The sequence below is a fragment of the Methylocystis sp. SC2 genome (assembly GCF_000304315.1).
Taxonomy (GTDB): Bacteria; Pseudomonadota; Alphaproteobacteria; order Rhizobiales; family Beijerinckiaceae; genus Methylocystis.
On record NC_018485.1, the window covers coordinates 802,881 to 819,013 of the forward strand.

The window sequence follows — 16,133 nt, forward strand, 5'->3', positions numbered from 1 at the left end:
ACGTTCTGTATTTCGAACGCATAAACCTCCAAACCGCACGAATGTCAATTCACGATCTTATTGTGGTGCTTGCGTTTAATAACATATTTCTTGTGTTGTTTAAGCGCCGTCACAATTGGAGCGCCATCCAAAGTTAGCTGAAACAGAACATGACAAGCGCTAAAAACCATGTTTGTTGACCGCTTGTCATTCACGAACAGCGGCGCCAGCGCGACATGCGATAGGAGCACCCATGGTTAAGAAGCCGGTCAAAATCACCAGGGAAGCGCCAGCGAAACGTGAGCCGGAAAGCCGGCCGCGTAAGGCCGAGGCTCCGGCCGCCGCCGCGAACGCCGCCGCTCGCCCCGCGGTCATCGTCGTTGGCGCGGACAAGGGCGGCGTCGGCAAGACCACGATCGCCAGAGCCATTCTCGACTTTCTTTCGCTGAACGACATCCACGCGCGAGCGTTCGACACGGAAACGCCGCGCGGCACGCTGCATCGCTTCCACCCGGACGAGACGATGATCGTCGATCTGACCGAACCCGCGGACCAGATGAAGATCATCGACACGCTGAATACGTCGCAGGCCAAGGTCAGCGTCATCGACGTGCGCGCCGGCGGCTTGAGCCCGGCGCTGGGGGCGCTGGACGAAATCGGCTTCTTCGATGCGGTGAAAGGCGGCGAATTCCGCTTCGTGCTGCTGCATGTGATCGGACCCTCCATCGCTTCGCTGGAGGAGATCGCCGAAATCGCGCCCTACGTCACGGACGCCAATTATTTCATGGTGAAAAATCACGTCAACGACACGACCTTCTTCGAGTGGGATCCGCAAACCCACGCGAAATATTTCGAGCATGTCGTCACCTCGGGCGAGATCACGATCCCCAAGCTCAGCGAACTCGCCTATGAGCAGGTCGAGCTATCCGGCACGCCGTTCTCGACGTTCATCGGCAATCAGGACGCGCAGGGCCGGCCGGCGGAGCATTCGTTCGTGTTGCGCGGCTACGTTCGCACCTGGCTGGCGCGAGTCGCCGATGAGTTCGAACGGGTCGGCCTTCTCGATCTTGTTGGCGAGAAGAGGCGATAGAGGGTCGCGGCGGCGCGCATCTCTTTGCGAAGACCACATGGCGCGTCGCACTCTTGCGTTCTTCGTTTGCTCGCCGCACTCGCGAACCGGCGTGACGACAGCGGCGCGTTTGCTGACTGATTATTACTTGTCGCGCAATGTCGACGTCGAAGGCTTTGACACGGATTTCCGGGAGCCGCTTTATGCAGTGTTCTTTCCGGAAGCGACGCGCGTCGTCGACCTCAGCGAGATCAAGGGACAGATTTCGCTCTTCGACCGCCTGCTCGTCGCGGACGAGACGCCGAAGATCGTCGACGTCTGGCATCGCTCCTACGAGCAGCTGTTCGCGACCATCGCCGAAATCGGCTTTCTCGAAGAGGCGCGGCGGCGCGGCGTTGAGCCGATCGTGCTCTTTCAGACGGACGTCACGGAGAGCGCCGCGAACAGCGCGCTCGTCCTTAAGACCACATGGCCGGATCTCATGATGAGCGTCATTCACAATTGCGGCGCCTCGCCGCTCGGCCGCGACTCCTTGGCGATTCTTGCGCGCTATCCGGCGAGCGGCAAATTCGTGATCCCGCGTCTTGAGGCGCCGATCGCGCGCGCGCTCGACGACGTCGATCTGTCGCTGTCGCGCTTTATGAGGGAGCCGCCGCCGGAAGCGTCGATCGTGGTTCGCGCGGCGCTTAAAGCATGGCTGCTGCCGATCTTCACTCAGTTTCAAAGCTTCGAATTGCGACTGGAGCTGCAGTCGAGCGAATGGCTTCGTTAAGGAGCGCCCTATGGAATACCGCAAACTTGGAAACAGCGATCTCTCCGTCTCCGCCATCTGTCTCGGCTCGATGACGTGGGGACAGCAGAACAGCGAAGCCGAGGGCCATGCGCAGCTGGATTACGCCTTCGATTGCGGCGTCAATTTCATCGACACGGCGGAAATCTATTCCGTTCCGCCAAGGCAAGAAACTCAAGGCTCTTCGGAGCGCATCATCGGCAGCTGGCTCGCCGCGCGTAAGAACCGCGACAAGGCGATCATCGCCACTAAGGTCGCCGGCCGCGGCGACGCCAACTGGCTGCGTCCCGGAGGCGCCGGAACGGTTCTCGACGCCAAGAACATCGACTCCGCGATCGAGGGATCGCTGAAGCGGCTGCAGACCGACTACATCGATCTTTATCAGTTGCATTGGCCGGATCGTTCGCTGCCGCTGTGGGGCGCTGGCGGCACGGTCTATCGACGCCCGACGAAGCGCGACGAAATCCCGATTGAAGAGACGCTGGAGGCGCTGGCGCGGCTCGTCCAGGCCGGCAAAGTCCGGCACATCGGCCTTTCCAATGAAACGCCATGGGGCGTGGCGCGCTTTCTGCGCGCGGCGGAACTCGGCCATGGGCCGCGCGTCGTCTCAATCCAAAACGCCTACAACCTCGTCAATCGCACCTTTGAGATCGGGCTCGCCGAGTTCGCTGAGCGCGAGCGCGTCGGATTGCTCGCCTATTCGCCGCTCGCGCAAGGATACCTCACCGGAAAATATCAAGGCGGCGCGCGGCCGCCCGGCGCGCGCACGACGCTGTTTGAGCGCGCGCAGCGTTATGAAAAGCCGGAAGTCGAACGCGCGGTCGCCGCCTATCTGACGCTCGCACAAGATATCGGCGTCGATCCGGCGCAGCTCGCCATCGCCTTCGTGACGTCCCAGCCCTTCGTGACGTCGAATATCATTGGCGCGACGACGATGGCGCAGCTCAAAGCCGACCTCGCGTCGGTGGAGTTCAGGATCACGCCTGAAATCGAGCGGCGTATCGACGCCATCCACCATCTCCACAGCAACCCTGCGCCATGACCGGACGCGCAACGCTTCGCGAGGAGACGCCGGAGGATCGTTCCGCCATACGCGGGCTGCTCGTTGCGGCGTTCGATCGACGCGGCGAGTCCGAACTCGTCGAGGCGCTGCGCAAGGAAGGCGATTTGGTTTTTGGCGGCGTCGCGGCTGTCGACGGCGTCATCGTCGGCTACGCCGCGCTGTCCAGGATGAACGCTCCCTTTCCGGCGCTCGGGCTCGGTCCCGTCGCCGTCGCAGCGGCCTATCGCGGAAAGGGGATCGCCAACGCTCTTTTGCGCTGGAGCTTGGCGCGTGCGCAGGACGACCAGTGGCGCGCGATTTTTGTGTTGGGCGACGGCGCCTTTTACGGCCGTTTCGGATTTCGACCGGAGCTTGCAGCCGGCTTCGACACGCCATATGCGGGGCCGCATTTCATGGCGCTGGCGCTTAACGGCGCGCTTCCAGCCAAGGAGGGAACGGTAGACTATGCGCCAGCCTTCGAACGTCTGTGAACAGACGCTCAGGCGTGTCCGGCGTGTGTCGACAGCCGTTCTGGATCGACGCCGATCGAGCGCAACGCGCGCGCATATTTCGTCCCGAGGTCGTGATCGAACAGCAAAGCGGGATCAGTCGGACAATTCAGCCATCCGTTGCGCTGAATCTCTTCTTCGAGCTGACCCGGGTCCCAACCCGCATAGCCGAGCGCCAGCAGCGCGCGGTTCGGACCGCGTCCCGCCGCGATCGCGCGCAGAATGTCGATGGTCGCCGTGAGCGAAACGCCGTCGTCGATCGGCAGAGTGGAATTGTCCAGGAAGAAATCCGGCGTATGCAGGACGAAACCGCGATCGGTCTGCACCGGCCCGCCGGACAGAACCTGGATGTCTTCGGCGCGGCTCGGCAGGCTGATGCGCTCCTGAGGCGCAATCACTTGCAGCTGAACGAGCAAATCGGGAAAATTGCGCACACGGGCCGGCTGGTTGACGATGATGCCCATCGCCCCTTCTTCGGAATGGGCGCAGAGATAGATCACCGAGCGCGCAAAGCGCTGATCCAACATGCTCGGCATCGCGATCAGCAATTGGCCGTCGAGAAAGCGGCGCTCCTCGGGACGCCCGCTGCGGCGCTCGCTCGCTCTCTCCGCGAAATCTTGCTTCTTTCCGCTCGGCCTCATAGGGTCATGCTACGCCCGCCGCGTGCTCAGGACAAGCGGCGCAGATCACGTAACTGACTGCCTTGACTGGGGGACGGGGTCGCTAAAGGGTCACGATGCGTTCAAAATTCTTTCTCTTCGCGCCACTAGCCGTCACGCTGGCGCAGAGCATGCCGGCGGCGTCGCTCGCCGAGACCACGGCCTTCGCCTCCGCGATCGTCAAGGGAACGGCGTCGAGCGCCCGGCTCTTGTCCGCCGGCCCTCCGCAGGACGGGGCTTACCGCGCCGCCGTCGAGATCGCGCTCGCGCCGGAAACCATCACCTATTGGCGCCAGCCTGGCGAGTCGGGCGCGGCGCCCGCGTTCGATTTCTCGAGATCGGTCAATGTCGCCAAGGTTGAACCCGCCTTTCCGGCGCCGAAACATATCGACGAGGCCGGAACCATCGTCGCCGGCTATGATGCGCGCGTCGTCCTGCCGTTGAAGGTGACGCCGCGCGATCCCAACGCGCCGGTGACGCTCAATCTCGTGCTCGACTACGCCTCATGCGGGAAGATCTGCCTGCCGGCGCGCGCCGATTTGTCTCTTGAGCTGCCGCGCGCCGGCGCATCGCCGCATGCGGCGGCGATCGCTGAAGCCGAACGGCGAGTGCCAAGAAAACTCAGCGCGGCCGAGGCCAAAAAGCGCTTTGCGGTTTCGCGGAATAACGCGGACGGATCGTGGCGGCTGCGCTACCTTGGACCCGGCAAGGCCGAGGACGTCTTTGCCGAAGCGCCCGAGCCGTTCTTCATTGAAAGCACGCGCGCGGGAGAGGGCTTCGAGCTGAAGCTCTTTTCCGGCAGTAAAGCAGCCAAGGCCGCCGACGCGACGCTAACGATCGTCACCGACGCCGATGCTTTCGAGGCGCCCGCGCGGCTGGAGTGAGCGCGACGGTCCCTTCGCCCTACTCCACTTCAGCGTCGATCGGCGTCGCCGCTTCATGGTCGAGCTTGGGCGTGCGCTTGAACGTCGATTTGCGCCCGCGCAGGGTCTGCAGGATCTTCGCGCCATTGGCGAAGGCGAGATAGATCATCAGCGGCGGAATCGATGCGACCGTTTTCACATAATCGGCGATGGTCCCGCGCTTGAGCGCCAGATAGGGCGGCAGCGTGATCCCGAGCGCCACCAGCACCGTCATGATTCCGATGATCTCCAACATCCCGGCGAAGGGCGCGAGCGATCCGTGCAAGATCACGCCAAGGACAAAGGCGATGAGTCCGATGGCGGCCGTGGGGAAGAAAATCTGATGGGCGATCAGCGAGATCGCCATGACGCGGCGCGTCAGGCTCCATGGCGAACGCCAGATCGGCAGGACGGTCTTTTGCGCGACCTGCACGAATCCGTTCGACCATCGCCTTTGCTGGCGGCGGAAATCCCGGATTCCCTCCGGCACCTGACCGGGAATCGGCGGCTCCGAGACAAACAGCCCATGCCATCCCTGGAGCGCCGCGCGCACGGTGAGATCGAGGTCTTCGCACAGTGAATAGTCGGACCAGCCGCCGGCGTCCTCGACCGTCGCGCGGCGCCAAATTCCGCCGGTGCCGTTGAACTGAAACAGCCAGCCGGCATGCGCGCGCGAGCGCTGTTCAACGAGATAATGGCCGTCCTGCACGAGGCCCTGGGCGCGCGTCAGCCAGTTCTTCTCGAAATTCTGGAACTCGCAGCGCGACTGCACGAAGCCGATGCGATCGTCAGTCAGAAAAAGCGGGACCGTTCGCTTCAGCCAATTGGGCGGCGGACGGAAGTCGGCGTCGAGCATTGCGATGAAGGGCTCGTCGGTGAGCGTCAGGCCATGCGCGCAGGCGCCCGCCTTGAAGCCCGAGCGATCGGCGCGCCGCACATGGTCGATCACGGCGCCGCCGATGCGCAGCTCCGCCGCCACCGCCTCCGCCCGCGCGCTCGTCTCGTCCGTCGAATCGTCGAGAAGCTGGATGCGCAGCCTGTCCTTGGGCCAGTCGAGGAGCGCGACGCATCGCAACGACTGCTCGGTGACGAGCGGCTCGTTGAAAACGGGGATCTGCAGCACGACCCGCGGCAGATCCGCGTCAGGGACGGCGGGCGCTTCCGGATCGCGCACGCCGCGGATCTGGTCGTAGCAGAAGCGGCCGATGACGATCAGATAGCCGATTCCGATCGCCATCAGGATTGAAGCGCAGACCATTGCGACCGCGTCGACGAGGAATTGAAAAAGCCCCAGCACCAAACGGCCTATCCTTCTTCGTGCGGAACCGGCGAGGGCTTCGCCCCGGCGCGCGCGTTCACGCTGTCCCTCGCCCAAACCACCTGGTCAGTGACCCAAGCGTTCAACCAGACCGCGAGCATCGTCGCCTCGCGGACCACAAACACCGCAGGCGCGGCCCATGATAACTGCCATCCTTTGGCCACAGAAAGCAATGTCTCAAGCGCAAACCACAGCATAAGCGTCGCCGACGCGGCGGCGATGGGCGCGATCCCGACGAGCGGCGCCGCGAGCGCCGAAGCGATAACTGCTGGAACCGCTTGGCATATTGGCTCGGCGAGGAAGGAGATGAGCTCGTCGTTGCGGCGGATGACCATCCAGCGCAACTGCCGCTGATAAACATCTTCGAACGCGCGCGCGCCGAGCTCCTGGCGCACGGGCCTGTGAGAAAAAACCGGTCGCTTGCCGATCCGCCGCATCGCCTTGGCCAAGGCGTTGTCTTCGCCCACCGTATGGGAAATCGCGTCAAAGCCTCCCGCGCGCAGGAAGTCCGAACGCCGAAACAGCATGATCTTGCCGATGCCATGCCCCTGTCCCAGCGCCGAGGCGAGAAACAGAATGCGGGCATGCGGACCGTTAATGATCGCGGCTTCGACATGCGCGGCGAAATTCTCAAGTCGCGCGCAATATGGAATGGCGCAGACGAGCCCGACTTCGTCCGTCAGCTGCCTGACGTGCTGCGCCAGCGCGTCGGGCTCGAGCAGCACATTGGCGTCCTTCATCAAGATGACGTCGTGCGTCGCCCGCATGAACGGCGCATAAAGATTATCGACCTTCGGACTTACCGCGAATTTCGCTGTCGAGTGGAGAATGCGCGACGGCACAGACGGGTGACGCGCGAGAATGGCGCGCATGCGCTGGACCGCCGGCGCATCGAGGTCGGTCGCGGCGACGGTCACGTCGAAATCGCGATACTGCTGCGTCAGCGCGGACTCTTGCGTGCGGTCGAACTGATCCTCCAGCATCTTGACGGGAAGCACGACCGAGATCGACGGCTGGTCTCGGCGCGTGGCGCGGCGCGCGACGAGCCAGGGCTGCGCAATGGTGGCCGCGACAGATATGAACAGCAAAGCGATGGCGATGAGCCAATAGCCGCCTGCGGCCCAAGTGAGGACGGTGTAAGCCGTCACAAAATCTCCCGTTCCGGCGTCTCCGGCACTTCGGCGGGAAACTGGCGCATGACGCCGTCGACGAGCGCCGCCGGCAAGAGGGAGAAGAGGCGCATCGCCCAATATATGTAACGCGGAAAGGCGATGACGTTGCGACGGCGGTCCAGCCCGTTTTTGATGATATGCGCCGCTTCTGAGTCGGACATGGCGCTGGGCTGCCAGGATTCGACGTTCGTCGACGCCGACGTCCTTGAGAAAGTGCGCGACAGGGGCGTCTTCACGATGGTGCGCGCCGACATGGGCGTCTTCACATAACCCGGCACGATCAGCGCGACATGCACGTCATGGGCCGCGAGCTGGGCGCGCAGCGAGTCGGCCCACATGTGCACGCACGCCTTCGCCGCACAATAGGCCGGCGAATGCGGGAGCGCGCGCACGCCGGCCATCGAGCCGACGATAGCGATTCTGCCGCTCTTACGGGCGCACATCGGCACAATCGCCGGCTCGACCGTGTTGAAGACGCCCTCGACATTGATCTTGAGCATTGCTCGGACCGCCTCGGGCGTTTCGAGAAGCTGGCCGGGCGAAAGGCCCGTGGAGACGCCGGCGTTGGCGACGAGAATGTCGATGGGACGCTTTGCATGCGCAGACTGAACGATGCGCGCCATCGCGTCGCGATCCCGCACATCGGCGACATGAGTCTCCGCCTCCTCTGCGCCGGCTGCGAGACAGGCGCGCGCGGCGGCTTCGAGCCGCTCGGCGTCGCGGCCGAGCAAGACGAGGCTCGCCCCTTCGCGCGCATAGGCGAGCGCCAAGGCGCGCCCAATGCCGCTTGAGGCGCCGGTGATAAGAACCCGAACAGCGCTCTTAGCCATATGCGCGCCCCGCCCCACGGCGCAGCCGATCATTCATGTGGCCGGCCTCGGCCGCAAGGTCGCTTCGCCGACGATGCCGGGCGCCCGCGCCGCGCCATAGGCCACCAGACGGACGAAAATCTCGTTTTCGGTGGCGCGCAGCACGCGCCCCGACAGCTTGACGGTCTCGCCGCGCAGGATCGGCTGCACGAACTTTCCCGCTATGGAGGCGATGACGAGGTCGCCGCGCCAGGCCCTCAGCATCGGTTCAAACGCGGCCAGAAGCTTCATGCCATGCACCGGCGGCGCGGCGAGCCCGATCGCCGCCGCCACGGCGTCGTCGAGATGCAATGGATTGGCGTCGCCCGAGACTTCGGCGTAGCGCGCGAGCGAAGGCGCGTCGAAGGGGCCAATGACGGTCTCCGGCAGTTTGTCGCCGACCTTGATGGGTTCGCTCATGACGCGCTCCCAAATCCCGCGCGCGGCACGAGCCGCAATATGGTTTCGATCCGTGCGCAAGGCTCGCCTTGAGGCGTCGCGACGGTCCCGATCATCGTCAGACGCGGCGGCGTCTCCTCGCTGCTCATGGTGACGCTTAAATCATAACTTTCGCCCGCGACGAGGGGCGCGTCATAGGAAAAGCTCTGCGACTCATGCACCGGCACGACGTCGCGCTGGTCGCAGAGGTCGCGCACGGCGGAAAAAAGCGAAGGCTCGGCGAGCCAGATCGCCGGATAGGCCAGCGGAACGCTCGCGCCGTCGCCGCCGGTTTCCTGCGCATAGGCCGCGGCGCGCGCCGGATCGACGCGCAGCCGAAATGGCCCCAGCGCAAGCGGCCGGTCAGACTGCATGACGCAGGATCAACACGGCGTTGATCCCTCCGAAAGCGAAGGAGTTCGACATGGCGGCGTCGATCTTGTGCTTGCGCGCCGCGTTCGGGACGACGTCAAGCGGGCACTTGGGATCGGCCTCCAGAAAATTGATGGTCGGCGGCGCGATCTGTTCGCGCAGCGCCTGTATGGTGATGGCGAGCTCCAGGCCGCCGCTGGCGCCGAGCGCGTGGCCGTGAATTGGTTTCGTCGACGACACCGGCACGACCCGTCCATAATCGCCGAACACGCGCAGAATCGCTTCGGCTTCGGTGATGTCGTTGGCGTGGGTCGCGGTGCCGTGCGCGTTGACGTAATGGATCTCCTGCGGAGCCATTCCCGCGTCTTCGAGCGCCAGGGCGATCGCATTCGACGCGCCTTCAAGATCCGGCCGCACGGGGTCCTTGGCGTCGCTCGTCGTGCCATAGCCGGCGAGTTCGCACAGGGGCGCGTGGCCGCGCGCTTTCGCCGCCTCCTCCGTTTCGAGGACGAAAACCGCCGCGCCTTCGCCAAGCGACATGCCGTTGCGGCCCTTGGAGAAAGGTCGGCACAAGTTCGGGCTCAGCACGCGCAGGCCCTCCCATGCGCGGATCGTCGCGTTGATGACGCAGGCCTCGGCGCCGCCGACGATCGCCTTATCCACAAGGCCTTGTCGAATCATCTGCATGCCAAGTCCGATCGATTGGGACGCCGAGGAGCAGGCGCTGCCGATCGCGAATGTCGGGCCGAGACAAGAATAGCGCATCCCCAGCGTCGCAGGCGCGGCGCTCGGGATGAGCTTGGGAACGCTCAACATCTCCGGCCGCGTTCCTTCAACATAATAGCGGTAGATGCCGTCTTCGATCGTCGTCATGCCGCCGATGCCCGAGCCGATGATGACGGCCGTGCGCGGCCCGGCGACGTCCTTGCGTCCGAAACCCGCCTGCGCCACCGCTTCGTCGGCGGCGACGATGCAGAACTGCGTAAAGGGATCGCAGAACGGAAGAACGTTGGATTCGATGTAGTCGGCGGGATTGAAGTCGGGCACCTGCGCCGCGATCTTGATGCGCCCGTCGTACGGGCGCTCCGTCTTGAGCGGACGAATTTGGGCGACGCCGTCGCGCGCCGCTTCCCATAGCTTTTGCGCGCCGACTCCAGAGGCGCAGACCGCGCCCATGCCAGAAATAACGACGCGGCGCCCCTCGGCCCGCGCTCGCGAGAATGCCATCTACTGCTTCTCGCGCTCTTTCTGGATGTGGTCCGCGATCGCCTCGATCAGACTTTTGACGTCTTTGGCTTCCTGCAGCGACCCGTCCATGGGGATGTAGACGTTGAACTTCTCCTCGAGCGCCGTGAGAATCATAACGATGTCGACGGATTTGAGGTCGAGGCTCTCGATTGACGCGTCGGGGGTGATCTTGCTTTTGTCGACCATGCCTTCCGACGCGATCACTTCGATGATCTCGTCGACGAGCTGATTCTTGTCCTGCGGATTATCAGTCACGAATCCCTCCGTTTCAGGCTCCTCGCCGCCGACGACGACCCGCGCTCGCGCGACCCATTGACGCGGCGCCGATCCGACGCCCTTAGATCGGAGCGCGTGGCCAGAACGCCCGCCGCCGGCTCTTCCGCTCCAGCGCCCCTTTTCCCGCCCTCGGGCGCAGTCGGCACTGGTTAAGGCGTTTGGCCTCGAAAATAAAGCCCGCCGCGCTCTCGGCGGATTTGCAGTGGCCCGGCGGAGCGCTTCATGCGAAAACGCCGCGCGAAACAACGGAGGGCGACAGCGAAAATGACGGGACAGGAGACGGCGTTGGCGGGGGTCTTTCCGCAGGCCACGGACGCGCAGTGGCGCGTCCTCGTTGAGCGGGCGCTCAAGGGCGCGTCCTTCGATACGCTCGTCTCCAAGAGCTATGACGGGCTTTCCATTGAGCCCATCTACGCGCGCGCCGCGGGCGCGCCCGTCCCGGTTCTACGCAGAAACCCCGGCCGCTGGGCGATTCTCGCGCGCGTCGACGTCCCCAACGCTGACGTCGCCAACCGCTTGGCTTTGCAGGATCTCGACGGCGGCGCCGACGGATTGCATCTCGTCTTCGCCGGCTCGATGGGCGCCTATGGCGGGGGTCTCGTCGGCGACGACGATGACGCCATCGCTCACGCGCTCGCCAATGTTCGCCTCGACTACGGCATTCCGCTGACGCTCGACTCTTCGCCGCGCGCGCCCGGCGCCGCGCAGGCGCTCATGCGTTTCGTCGACCGCCAACATATTGAACCGTCGCTCACCCGCGTGTCGATGGGCTTCGATCCGCTGGGCGCGCAGGCGCGGCACGGATTCGCCGCAGAGCCCTGGGCGCAAGCCTCCAAGAACTTCGCCCGGGAGGTGAAGGCGGCCGCCGACGCCGGCTTCGTCTACGCGACCGCGGTCGCCGACGCCCGCGTCGTGCATTCGGCGGGAGGGACTGAGTCGCAGGAGCTGGCTTTCGCGCTTGCTTCCGCGCTCGCCTATCTCCGCGCGCTGGCGGACGCGGGAGTCGACCTCGACGCCGCGCGCGGCCTCATCGCGTTCCGATTCTGCGCCGACGCCGACGAATTGCTGGGCGTCGCCAAATTCCGCGCCGCGCGGCGCCTGTGGGCGCGCGTTGAGGAGTCCTGCGGCCTCTCTCCCAAGCCGGCGCTGGTCTTCGCCGAAACCGCCTGGCGCATGATGTCGCGGCGCGACCCCTGGAACAATATTTTGCGTGGGACGCTCGCCGCGTTCTCGGCGGCGATCGGCGGCGCCGACGCCGTCTCTGTCCTCCCCTTCACCCAGGCGCTCGGCGCCCCCGACGACTTCGCGCGGCGGCTGGCGCGCGACACCCAGCTCGTGCTGCAGGACGAATCCCATATCGACGCCGTCGACGATCCGACGCGCGGCGCGGGCGGCTTCGAGGCGCTGACAGACGCGCTGTGCGCGCGGGCGTGGGGCCTTTTTCAGCAGATCGAGGCCGGCGGCGGCCTCCCCAACGCCTTGGAGACGGGGGTCTTTCAGGCGGGCGTCGCCGAAGCCGCCGCTCTGCGGGCGAAGAACGTCGCGCGCGCCAAGGATAAGCTCATCGGCGCAAATCAGTTTCCCGACATTCACGAGGGCGCGCTCGACGTTCTCGCGCCCTATGACGCTGCGGCTGAGACCGTTGACCCGCCAAAAGGCGCGCTGACGCGCGCTCCGCTCGCGCCAAGCCGTCTCGCCGAGCCCTTCGAGCGGCTGCGCGACGAGTCGGACGTCCGCCTCGCCGAATTGGGCGATCGCCCGAAGATTTTTCTCGCCAATCTCGGCCCCGTGGCCGCATTCACGGCGCGGGCGAATTTCGCCAAGAATTTCTTCGAGGCCGGCGGCGTCGAAGCGGTTTTTGGGCCCGAAACCGAGTCGATGACCGAGTTGGTCGACGCCTACCGGGCGTGTGGCGCCAAACTCGCTTGCCTCTGTTCGTCCGACAGGATCTACGGAGACTCGGCGGAAGCGGCGGCGCTGGCGCTAAAGGGCGCAGGCGCTGGGCTTTATCTCGCCGGCCGGCCGGGCGAACTCGAGGAGCGTCTGCGTCATGCGGGCGTGACGCAGTTCATCTACGCGGGCTGCGACATGCATGGCGCGCTGCGGCGCGCGCTTTCGGAGGCCAAATGAGAATTCTTGTGTTGGCGCTTGCGGCGTGCGTAGCAGCCCAGGGAGCGTCCGCCAAACAGCCGCGGAGCCAAAAGAAGCCGGAGAACGAACAAGCGCTGACCGGCCCCGTCGGCGATCCAAGCGGCAGATGGAACATCGAAGCGACGACGACCGTCGGGGAGTGTCGCAGTCTCATTCCGCCGTCCTTTGACATCGTCGGCAATAAAATCGCGGCCGCGCCGGGGCCGGCTGCCTCATTTTGGGGCTATGTCGACGACGACGGCACAATCGTCGCGCGATTCACCGGCGAGGGCGAGCGGGTCGTGCGCTTCCACGGAACGCTGCGAGGCGGCAGGGGCTCCGGCCCTTGGTCGTCGTCGACGGACCTTTGCGGAGGAACCTGGCGCGCCACGCGCAGCGACGCGGCGTCGCAATAGCGCGCCGCGATTACCGGGGACGCTCCTCGAAGTAGCTGTCGTCGTCGATCGGGAACTGCCCATCGCCGCGCATCGGACGCGCCGCCTGCACGACCGTCGAGGCCGCCGAATCCGCGGCTGAGCGCAGCCCGAGCCCGTCGCGCTGATAGATGTCGTCACGGAACTGGGTGACGCCGTCCGGCGCCGCCCACGCGGTGATATAGACCCAGTAGACCGGCACGGCGGGCGTGATCTTGACGTCCACGCGTTCGCCGGAGGCGATCACCTGGTCAATATGGTCGCGGTCCCAGCCGGGCGTCTCCTTCAGCAGCCAGGCGACGTAGTCGCGAACGTTCTGAAGCCGAATGCAGCCCGACGAGACGAAGCGGAAGTCGTCGCCAAATACGCCTTTAGCGGGCGTGTCGTGCATGTAAACGCCGTAGGGGTTGGCGATGTCGATGCGCACGACGCCAAGCGAGTTGAAATCTCCGCCGATGTCCTGTCGGAAGCGGAAATTGAGCGCGTCGAGCGAGCGCCAATTGATCTGCTCGGGCTGCAGCTCCTGATTGTCCTTGCTGTAGACGCGGATGTGATTGGCGCTGAGATAGTTTGGATCCGCCTGCATCTTCGGGATCAAATCCTTGCGGATCACCGAGGCCGGCACGGTCCAGAACGGATTGAAGTTGACCTGGATCGCCTTGGTCTGCATCACCGGCGACTGGCGGTCGATCTTGCCGACGCCGGCCATGTGATGGGTGACGACCTCGCCGTTCTCGACCGTCTCCACCGAAGCGGCCGGGATGTTGGCGGTGACGTAGCGGTTGCCGAGGTCGTGCGAAAAACTGCGCAGACGCACCAGATTGGTCTCGAGCTGCTTCAGCCGGGTCTCGGCCGGCACATTCATCGCCTGAATGGTCTGCTGATTGACGACGCCGGTCGGAATGATGCCGTGGCGCGCCTGGAAGCGGCGCACCGCCGCTTCGACATAGGAGTCGAACACCGGGCTCGCGCCGGTTTCAGCCCCAATGTCGCCGGAGATGATCAGGCGGCGGCGTAACGCTGAGACCACCGGACTGTTCGAGCCCAGCCTCAGCTGCTGGCCGGCCGGCACCTGCGGCCAGCCGCCGTCAGCGGCGATTTCGCGCAAACGCTCGATCGCCGCTTCCGTGGCGGCTACCGTCTGAGTCGAAAGTATGGGGGTCGTCGAGCGCGAGACGGTCAGGCGGGCGTCGGCGTCATAGCGCTGCGCCCACTCCGCCTGCCCGTCCTGGTCCCAGGCGGCTGAGGCGGGCGTGAGAGCGACCGCGCCAAGGACGAGCGCGGCGCAGCGGGAAAACTGGAAAATTGCGGATTTTCGCACAGATCGCTCCAATCGCATCGCCGAAGTGTGCTCCGGCGGTCAAGCCGAAAGACGACGCCGCCTAGAGGACCGCGCCGGCTCTTTCGATCGAGTTGTGCATCTTCGGCGTTAACAAGGCCCGAATAGTCCGGCGATTTTGTGGCCTGCCGGAGCGCGGCGAACGGCCGCCGCCAAGTCTTCGCTCTTAATTCTGCCGCTCGTCCACGCGGACCCAGCCGCTTATGCCCAGGCGCTCTTGAGGCAGAAAGCGCGACTTATATTCCATCTTGCGCGAACCTTCGACCCAATAGCCCAGATATACATGCGGCAGACCAAAGGCGCGGGCGCGCTCCGCATGGTCCAGAATCATGAAGGCGCCGAGCGATCTGTGCTCGAGTTCAGGCTCATAGAAGGAATAGACCATCGACAGCCCGTCGGAGAGCCGGTCCGTCAAGCAGCAGGCGACGAGCGCGCCGATCTCGCCATTGCCTTGGGCGAGACGATATTCGACGAGCCGCGTGTCGACATGGCTGTCTTCAATCATCATCTGATAGTCGATCATGCTCATGTCGGCCATGCCGCCGTCGGAATGGCGGGCGCTGACGTAGCGGCGAAACAAAGCGTATTGCTCAGGCGTCGCCCGCGCCGGCCGTGTTTCGGCGACAAGCTCGGCGTTGCGCCGGCGGATGCGCCGCATGCCGCGCGACGGCGTGAACTCGTCGATCTTGACTCGCACCGACACGCAGGCTCGGCACTGCTCGCAAGCGGGGCGGTAGGCGATGGTCTGCGAGCGACGGAAGCCGGATTGCGTCAGCGTGTCATTGAGCGCGGGCGCGCGCAGCCCGATCAGATGCGTAAAGACCTTCCGCTCCTCGCGACCCGGCAAATAGGGGCACGGCGCCGGAGAGGTCAGATAGAATTGCGGCGCGTCGCGCGGCTCTTTCGTCACGCTCTAAAATCCCAGATCCAAAACTAATCTAGAGCGCCCACGCGGCGCGCGCCAAGGGAGATTTGCGGCGTCGAAGTTGCGGATTTTAAGACGAGCGCCGTAAAACGATGACGTCCGCGAGCATGTCGTGCAGGCAGCGCTTGTCGCTGGTGAACAGCGAGAGCAGCAGCAGCGGCGGGAATAGCCAGGTGACATAAAACAGCACGGCGTGGACGGCCGCCTGCAGAAACGGCACCGGGTCTCCGTCCATGGTGCGCATCTCCAGGTCCATGAACGCCATGCCGGGCGTCGCCATTCTCCGCCCCGACACCGTCAGGCCATTGTAGAAAAAGGCGACGATCGGGAACAGCGGCGGCAGGATGAACGCCGACAATCCGGCGCTGAGGATGAAAAGAGCGACGAACAGCGCCGCCGACATGCCCGCGACAAGAATAAGATCGAGCGTGACGGCGATGATGCGGCGCGTCCGCACGCCCTCCAGCGCCTGTGGCGGAATGTAAGGCGCGGCGCGCGCTCCGATGGGGGCCATCGGGCGCTCACGACTGGAAAAGGGATCCCGCTCGGTCATCAATTTACGGCCTTTCTGGTGGCCCGCCAAAGATCGGCCGCGGTGGGCGGGGTTTCAAGTGCCGAAAACAATAGTTGCGGCGACAGCACACGCAAATTGAACTTGCGTCAGCCAGGGCCGCGAGCGTAAC

General features: G+C 64.8%; 18 protein-coding genes. 7 read left to right on the plus strand and 11 right to left on the minus strand.

Annotation, left to right across the window (positions count from 1 at the left end; all coding sequences use genetic code 11):
* Positions 1-232 precede the first annotated feature (232 nt).
* The 4 genes from BN69_RS03775 to BN69_RS03790 are packed head-to-tail and all read left to right on the plus strand — an operon-like array spanning position 233 to position 3,371.
* The gene (locus BN69_RS03775) at positions 233-1,069 is read left to right on the plus strand and encodes a hypothetical protein (protein WP_014890225.1); all 837 of its coding nucleotides are present in this window, start codon (positions 233-235) and stop codon (positions 1,067-1,069) included.
* A gap of 37 nt (positions 1,070-1,106) precedes the next feature.
* Complete coding sequence (locus BN69_RS03780; protein WP_014890226.1) at positions 1,107-1,820, plus strand: hypothetical protein; 714 nt, start codon at positions 1,107-1,109, stop codon at positions 1,818-1,820.
* A 10-nt stretch (positions 1,821-1,830) separates the two neighbouring features.
* Entirely contained in the window at positions 1,831-2,880 is a 1,050-nt protein-coding gene (locus BN69_RS03785; RefSeq protein WP_014890227.1) for an aldo/keto reductase, read from the plus strand.
* Positions 2,877-3,371, plus strand: coding sequence for a GNAT family N-acetyltransferase (locus BN69_RS03790; protein WP_014890228.1), 495 nt, complete (start codon positions 2,877-2,879; stop codon positions 3,369-3,371). Before BN69_RS03785 ends, BN69_RS03790 begins: the two co-directional genes overlap by 4 nt.
* Positions 3,372-3,379: 8 nt before the next feature.
* On the opposite strand, the gene BN69_RS03795 is transcribed toward BN69_RS03790, so the two are convergent.
* On the minus strand, positions 3,380-4,030 hold the full coding sequence (locus BN69_RS03795; RefSeq protein ID WP_014890229.1) for a YqgE/AlgH family protein: 651 nt from the start codon (positions 4,028-4,030) through the stop codon (positions 3,380-3,382).
* 95 nt (positions 4,031-4,125) lie between these two features.
* On the opposite strand from BN69_RS03795, the gene BN69_RS03800 reads away from it, so the two are divergent.
* Positions 4,126-4,932 carry a protein-disulfide reductase DsbD domain-containing protein gene (locus tag BN69_RS03800; RefSeq protein ID WP_014890230.1) on the plus strand — a complete coding sequence of 269 codons (807 nt, stop codon included), beginning with the start codon at positions 4,126-4,128 and terminating at the stop codon, positions 4,930-4,932.
* Between the two features lie 19 nt (positions 4,933-4,951).
* Here BN69_RS03800 and BN69_RS03805 read toward each other — a convergent pair whose 3' ends face one another.
* Genes BN69_RS03805 through BN69_RS03835 form a run of 7 tightly spaced genes read right to left on the minus strand, consistent with a single transcriptional unit; the run spans position 4,952 to position 10,601 of the window.
* Complete coding sequence (locus BN69_RS03805) at positions 4,952-6,247, minus strand: glycosyltransferase family 2 protein (RefSeq protein WP_014890231.1); 1,296 nt, start codon at positions 6,245-6,247, stop codon at positions 4,952-4,954.
* Positions 6,248-6,255: 8 nt separating this feature from the next.
* Positions 6,256-7,416 carry a glycosyltransferase gene (locus BN69_RS03810; RefSeq protein WP_014890232.1) on the minus strand — a complete coding sequence of 387 codons (1,161 nt, stop codon included), beginning with the start codon at positions 7,414-7,416 and terminating at the stop codon, positions 6,256-6,258.
* Complete coding sequence (locus BN69_RS03815) at positions 7,413-8,270, minus strand: SDR family NAD(P)-dependent oxidoreductase (protein WP_041927140.1); 858 nt, start codon at positions 8,268-8,270, stop codon at positions 7,413-7,415. Before BN69_RS03815 ends, BN69_RS03810 begins: the two co-directional genes overlap by 4 nt.
* Before the next feature lie 33 nt (positions 8,271-8,303).
* Complete coding sequence (locus tag BN69_RS03820) at positions 8,304-8,708, minus strand: MaoC family dehydratase (protein ID WP_014890234.1); 405 nt, start codon at positions 8,706-8,708, stop codon at positions 8,304-8,306.
* Complete coding sequence (locus BN69_RS03825; protein ID WP_014890235.1) at positions 8,705-9,100, minus strand: hypothetical protein; 396 nt, start codon at positions 9,098-9,100, stop codon at positions 8,705-8,707. The genes BN69_RS03820 and BN69_RS03825 overlap by 4 nt, the downstream gene beginning before the upstream one ends.
* Entirely contained in the window at positions 9,090-10,325 is a 1,236-nt protein-coding gene (locus tag BN69_RS03830) for a beta-ketoacyl-[acyl-carrier-protein] synthase family protein (protein WP_014890236.1), read from the minus strand. Before BN69_RS03830 ends, BN69_RS03825 begins: the two co-directional genes overlap by 11 nt.
* Entirely contained in the window at positions 10,326-10,601 is a 276-nt protein-coding gene (locus tag BN69_RS03835) for an acyl carrier protein (RefSeq protein WP_014890237.1), read from the minus strand.
* A 285-nt stretch (positions 10,602-10,886) separates the two neighbouring features.
* On the opposite strand from BN69_RS03835, the gene BN69_RS03840 reads away from it, so the two are divergent.
* Together BN69_RS03840 and BN69_RS03845 are read left to right on the plus strand one after the other, a co-directional pair.
* Positions 10,887-12,752, plus strand: a complete 1,866-nt coding sequence (locus BN69_RS03840) for a methylmalonyl-CoA mutase family protein (protein ID WP_041926789.1) — start codon at positions 10,887-10,889, stop codon at positions 12,750-12,752.
* Positions 12,749-13,168, plus strand: coding sequence for a hypothetical protein (locus tag BN69_RS03845; RefSeq protein ID WP_014890239.1), 420 nt, complete (start codon positions 12,749-12,751; stop codon positions 13,166-13,168). The genes BN69_RS03840 and BN69_RS03845 overlap by 4 nt, the downstream gene beginning before the upstream one ends.
* A gap of 10 nt (positions 13,169-13,178) precedes the next feature.
* Here the strand turns inward: BN69_RS03845 and BN69_RS03850 are convergent, their stop codons facing one another.
* The 3 genes from BN69_RS03850 to BN69_RS03860 form a co-directional block, all read right to left on the minus strand.
* Positions 13,179-14,525 carry a L,D-transpeptidase family protein gene (locus tag BN69_RS03850; protein ID WP_014890240.1) on the minus strand — a complete coding sequence of 449 codons (1,347 nt, stop codon included), beginning with the start codon at positions 14,523-14,525 and terminating at the stop codon, positions 13,179-13,181.
* 166 nt (positions 14,526-14,691) lie between these two features.
* The gene (locus tag BN69_RS03855) at positions 14,692-15,435 is read right to left on the minus strand and encodes an arginyltransferase (RefSeq protein ID WP_014890241.1); all 744 of its coding nucleotides are present in this window, start codon (positions 15,433-15,435) and stop codon (positions 14,692-14,694) included.
* A gap of 85 nt (positions 15,436-15,520) precedes the next feature.
* Positions 15,521-15,964, minus strand: a complete 444-nt coding sequence (locus BN69_RS03860; RefSeq protein ID WP_041926790.1) for an RDD family protein — start codon at positions 15,962-15,964, stop codon at positions 15,521-15,523.
* Between the last annotated feature and the right edge of the window lie 169 nt (positions 15,965-16,133).

Excerpts from the sequence above, each read along its gene's own strand:
- BN69_RS03775 (WP_014890225.1), top strand. The coding sequence starts at position 233 with ATGGTTAAGAAGCCGGTCAAAATCACCAGGGAAGCGCCAGCGAAACGT.
- BN69_RS03780 (WP_014890226.1), top strand. The coding sequence starts at position 1,107 with ATGGCGCGTCGCACTCTTGCGTTCTTCGTTTGCTCGCCGCACTCGCGA.
- BN69_RS03785 (WP_014890227.1), top strand. The coding sequence starts at position 1,831 with ATGGAATACCGCAAACTTGGAAACAGCGATCTCTCCGTCTCCGCCATC.
- BN69_RS03790 (WP_014890228.1), top strand. The coding sequence starts at position 2,877 with ATGACCGGACGCGCAACGCTTCGCGAGGAGACGCCGGAGGATCGTTCC.
- BN69_RS03795 (WP_014890229.1), bottom strand. The coding sequence starts at position 4,030 with ATGAGGCCGAGCGGAAAGAAGCAAGATTTCGCGGAGAGAGCGAGCGAG.
- BN69_RS03800 (WP_014890230.1), top strand. The coding sequence starts at position 4,126 with ATGCGTTCAAAATTCTTTCTCTTCGCGCCACTAGCCGTCACGCTGGCG.
- BN69_RS03815 (WP_041927140.1), bottom strand. The coding sequence starts at position 8,270 with ATGGCTAAGAGCGCTGTTCGGGTTCTTATCACCGGCGCCTCAAGCGGC.
- BN69_RS03820 (WP_014890234.1), bottom strand. The coding sequence starts at position 8,708 with ATGAGCGAACCCATCAAGGTCGGCGACAAACTGCCGGAGACCGTCATT.
- BN69_RS03825 (WP_014890235.1), bottom strand. The coding sequence starts at position 9,100 with ATGCAGTCTGACCGGCCGCTTGCGCTGGGGCCATTTCGGCTGCGCGTC.
- BN69_RS03830 (WP_014890236.1), bottom strand. The coding sequence starts at position 10,325 with ATGGCATTCTCGCGAGCGCGGGCCGAGGGGCGCCGCGTCGTTATTTCT.
- BN69_RS03840 (WP_041926789.1), top strand. The coding sequence starts at position 10,887 with ATGACGGGACAGGAGACGGCGTTGGCGGGGGTCTTTCCGCAGGCCACG.
- BN69_RS03845 (WP_014890239.1), top strand. The coding sequence starts at position 12,749 with ATGAGAATTCTTGTGTTGGCGCTTGCGGCGTGCGTAGCAGCCCAGGGA.
- BN69_RS03850 (WP_014890240.1), bottom strand. The coding sequence starts at position 14,525 with ATGCGATTGGAGCGATCTGTGCGAAAATCCGCAATTTTCCAGTTTTCC.
- BN69_RS03860 (WP_041926790.1), bottom strand. The coding sequence starts at position 15,964 with ATGGCCCCCATCGGAGCGCGCGCCGCGCCTTACATTCCGCCACAGGCG.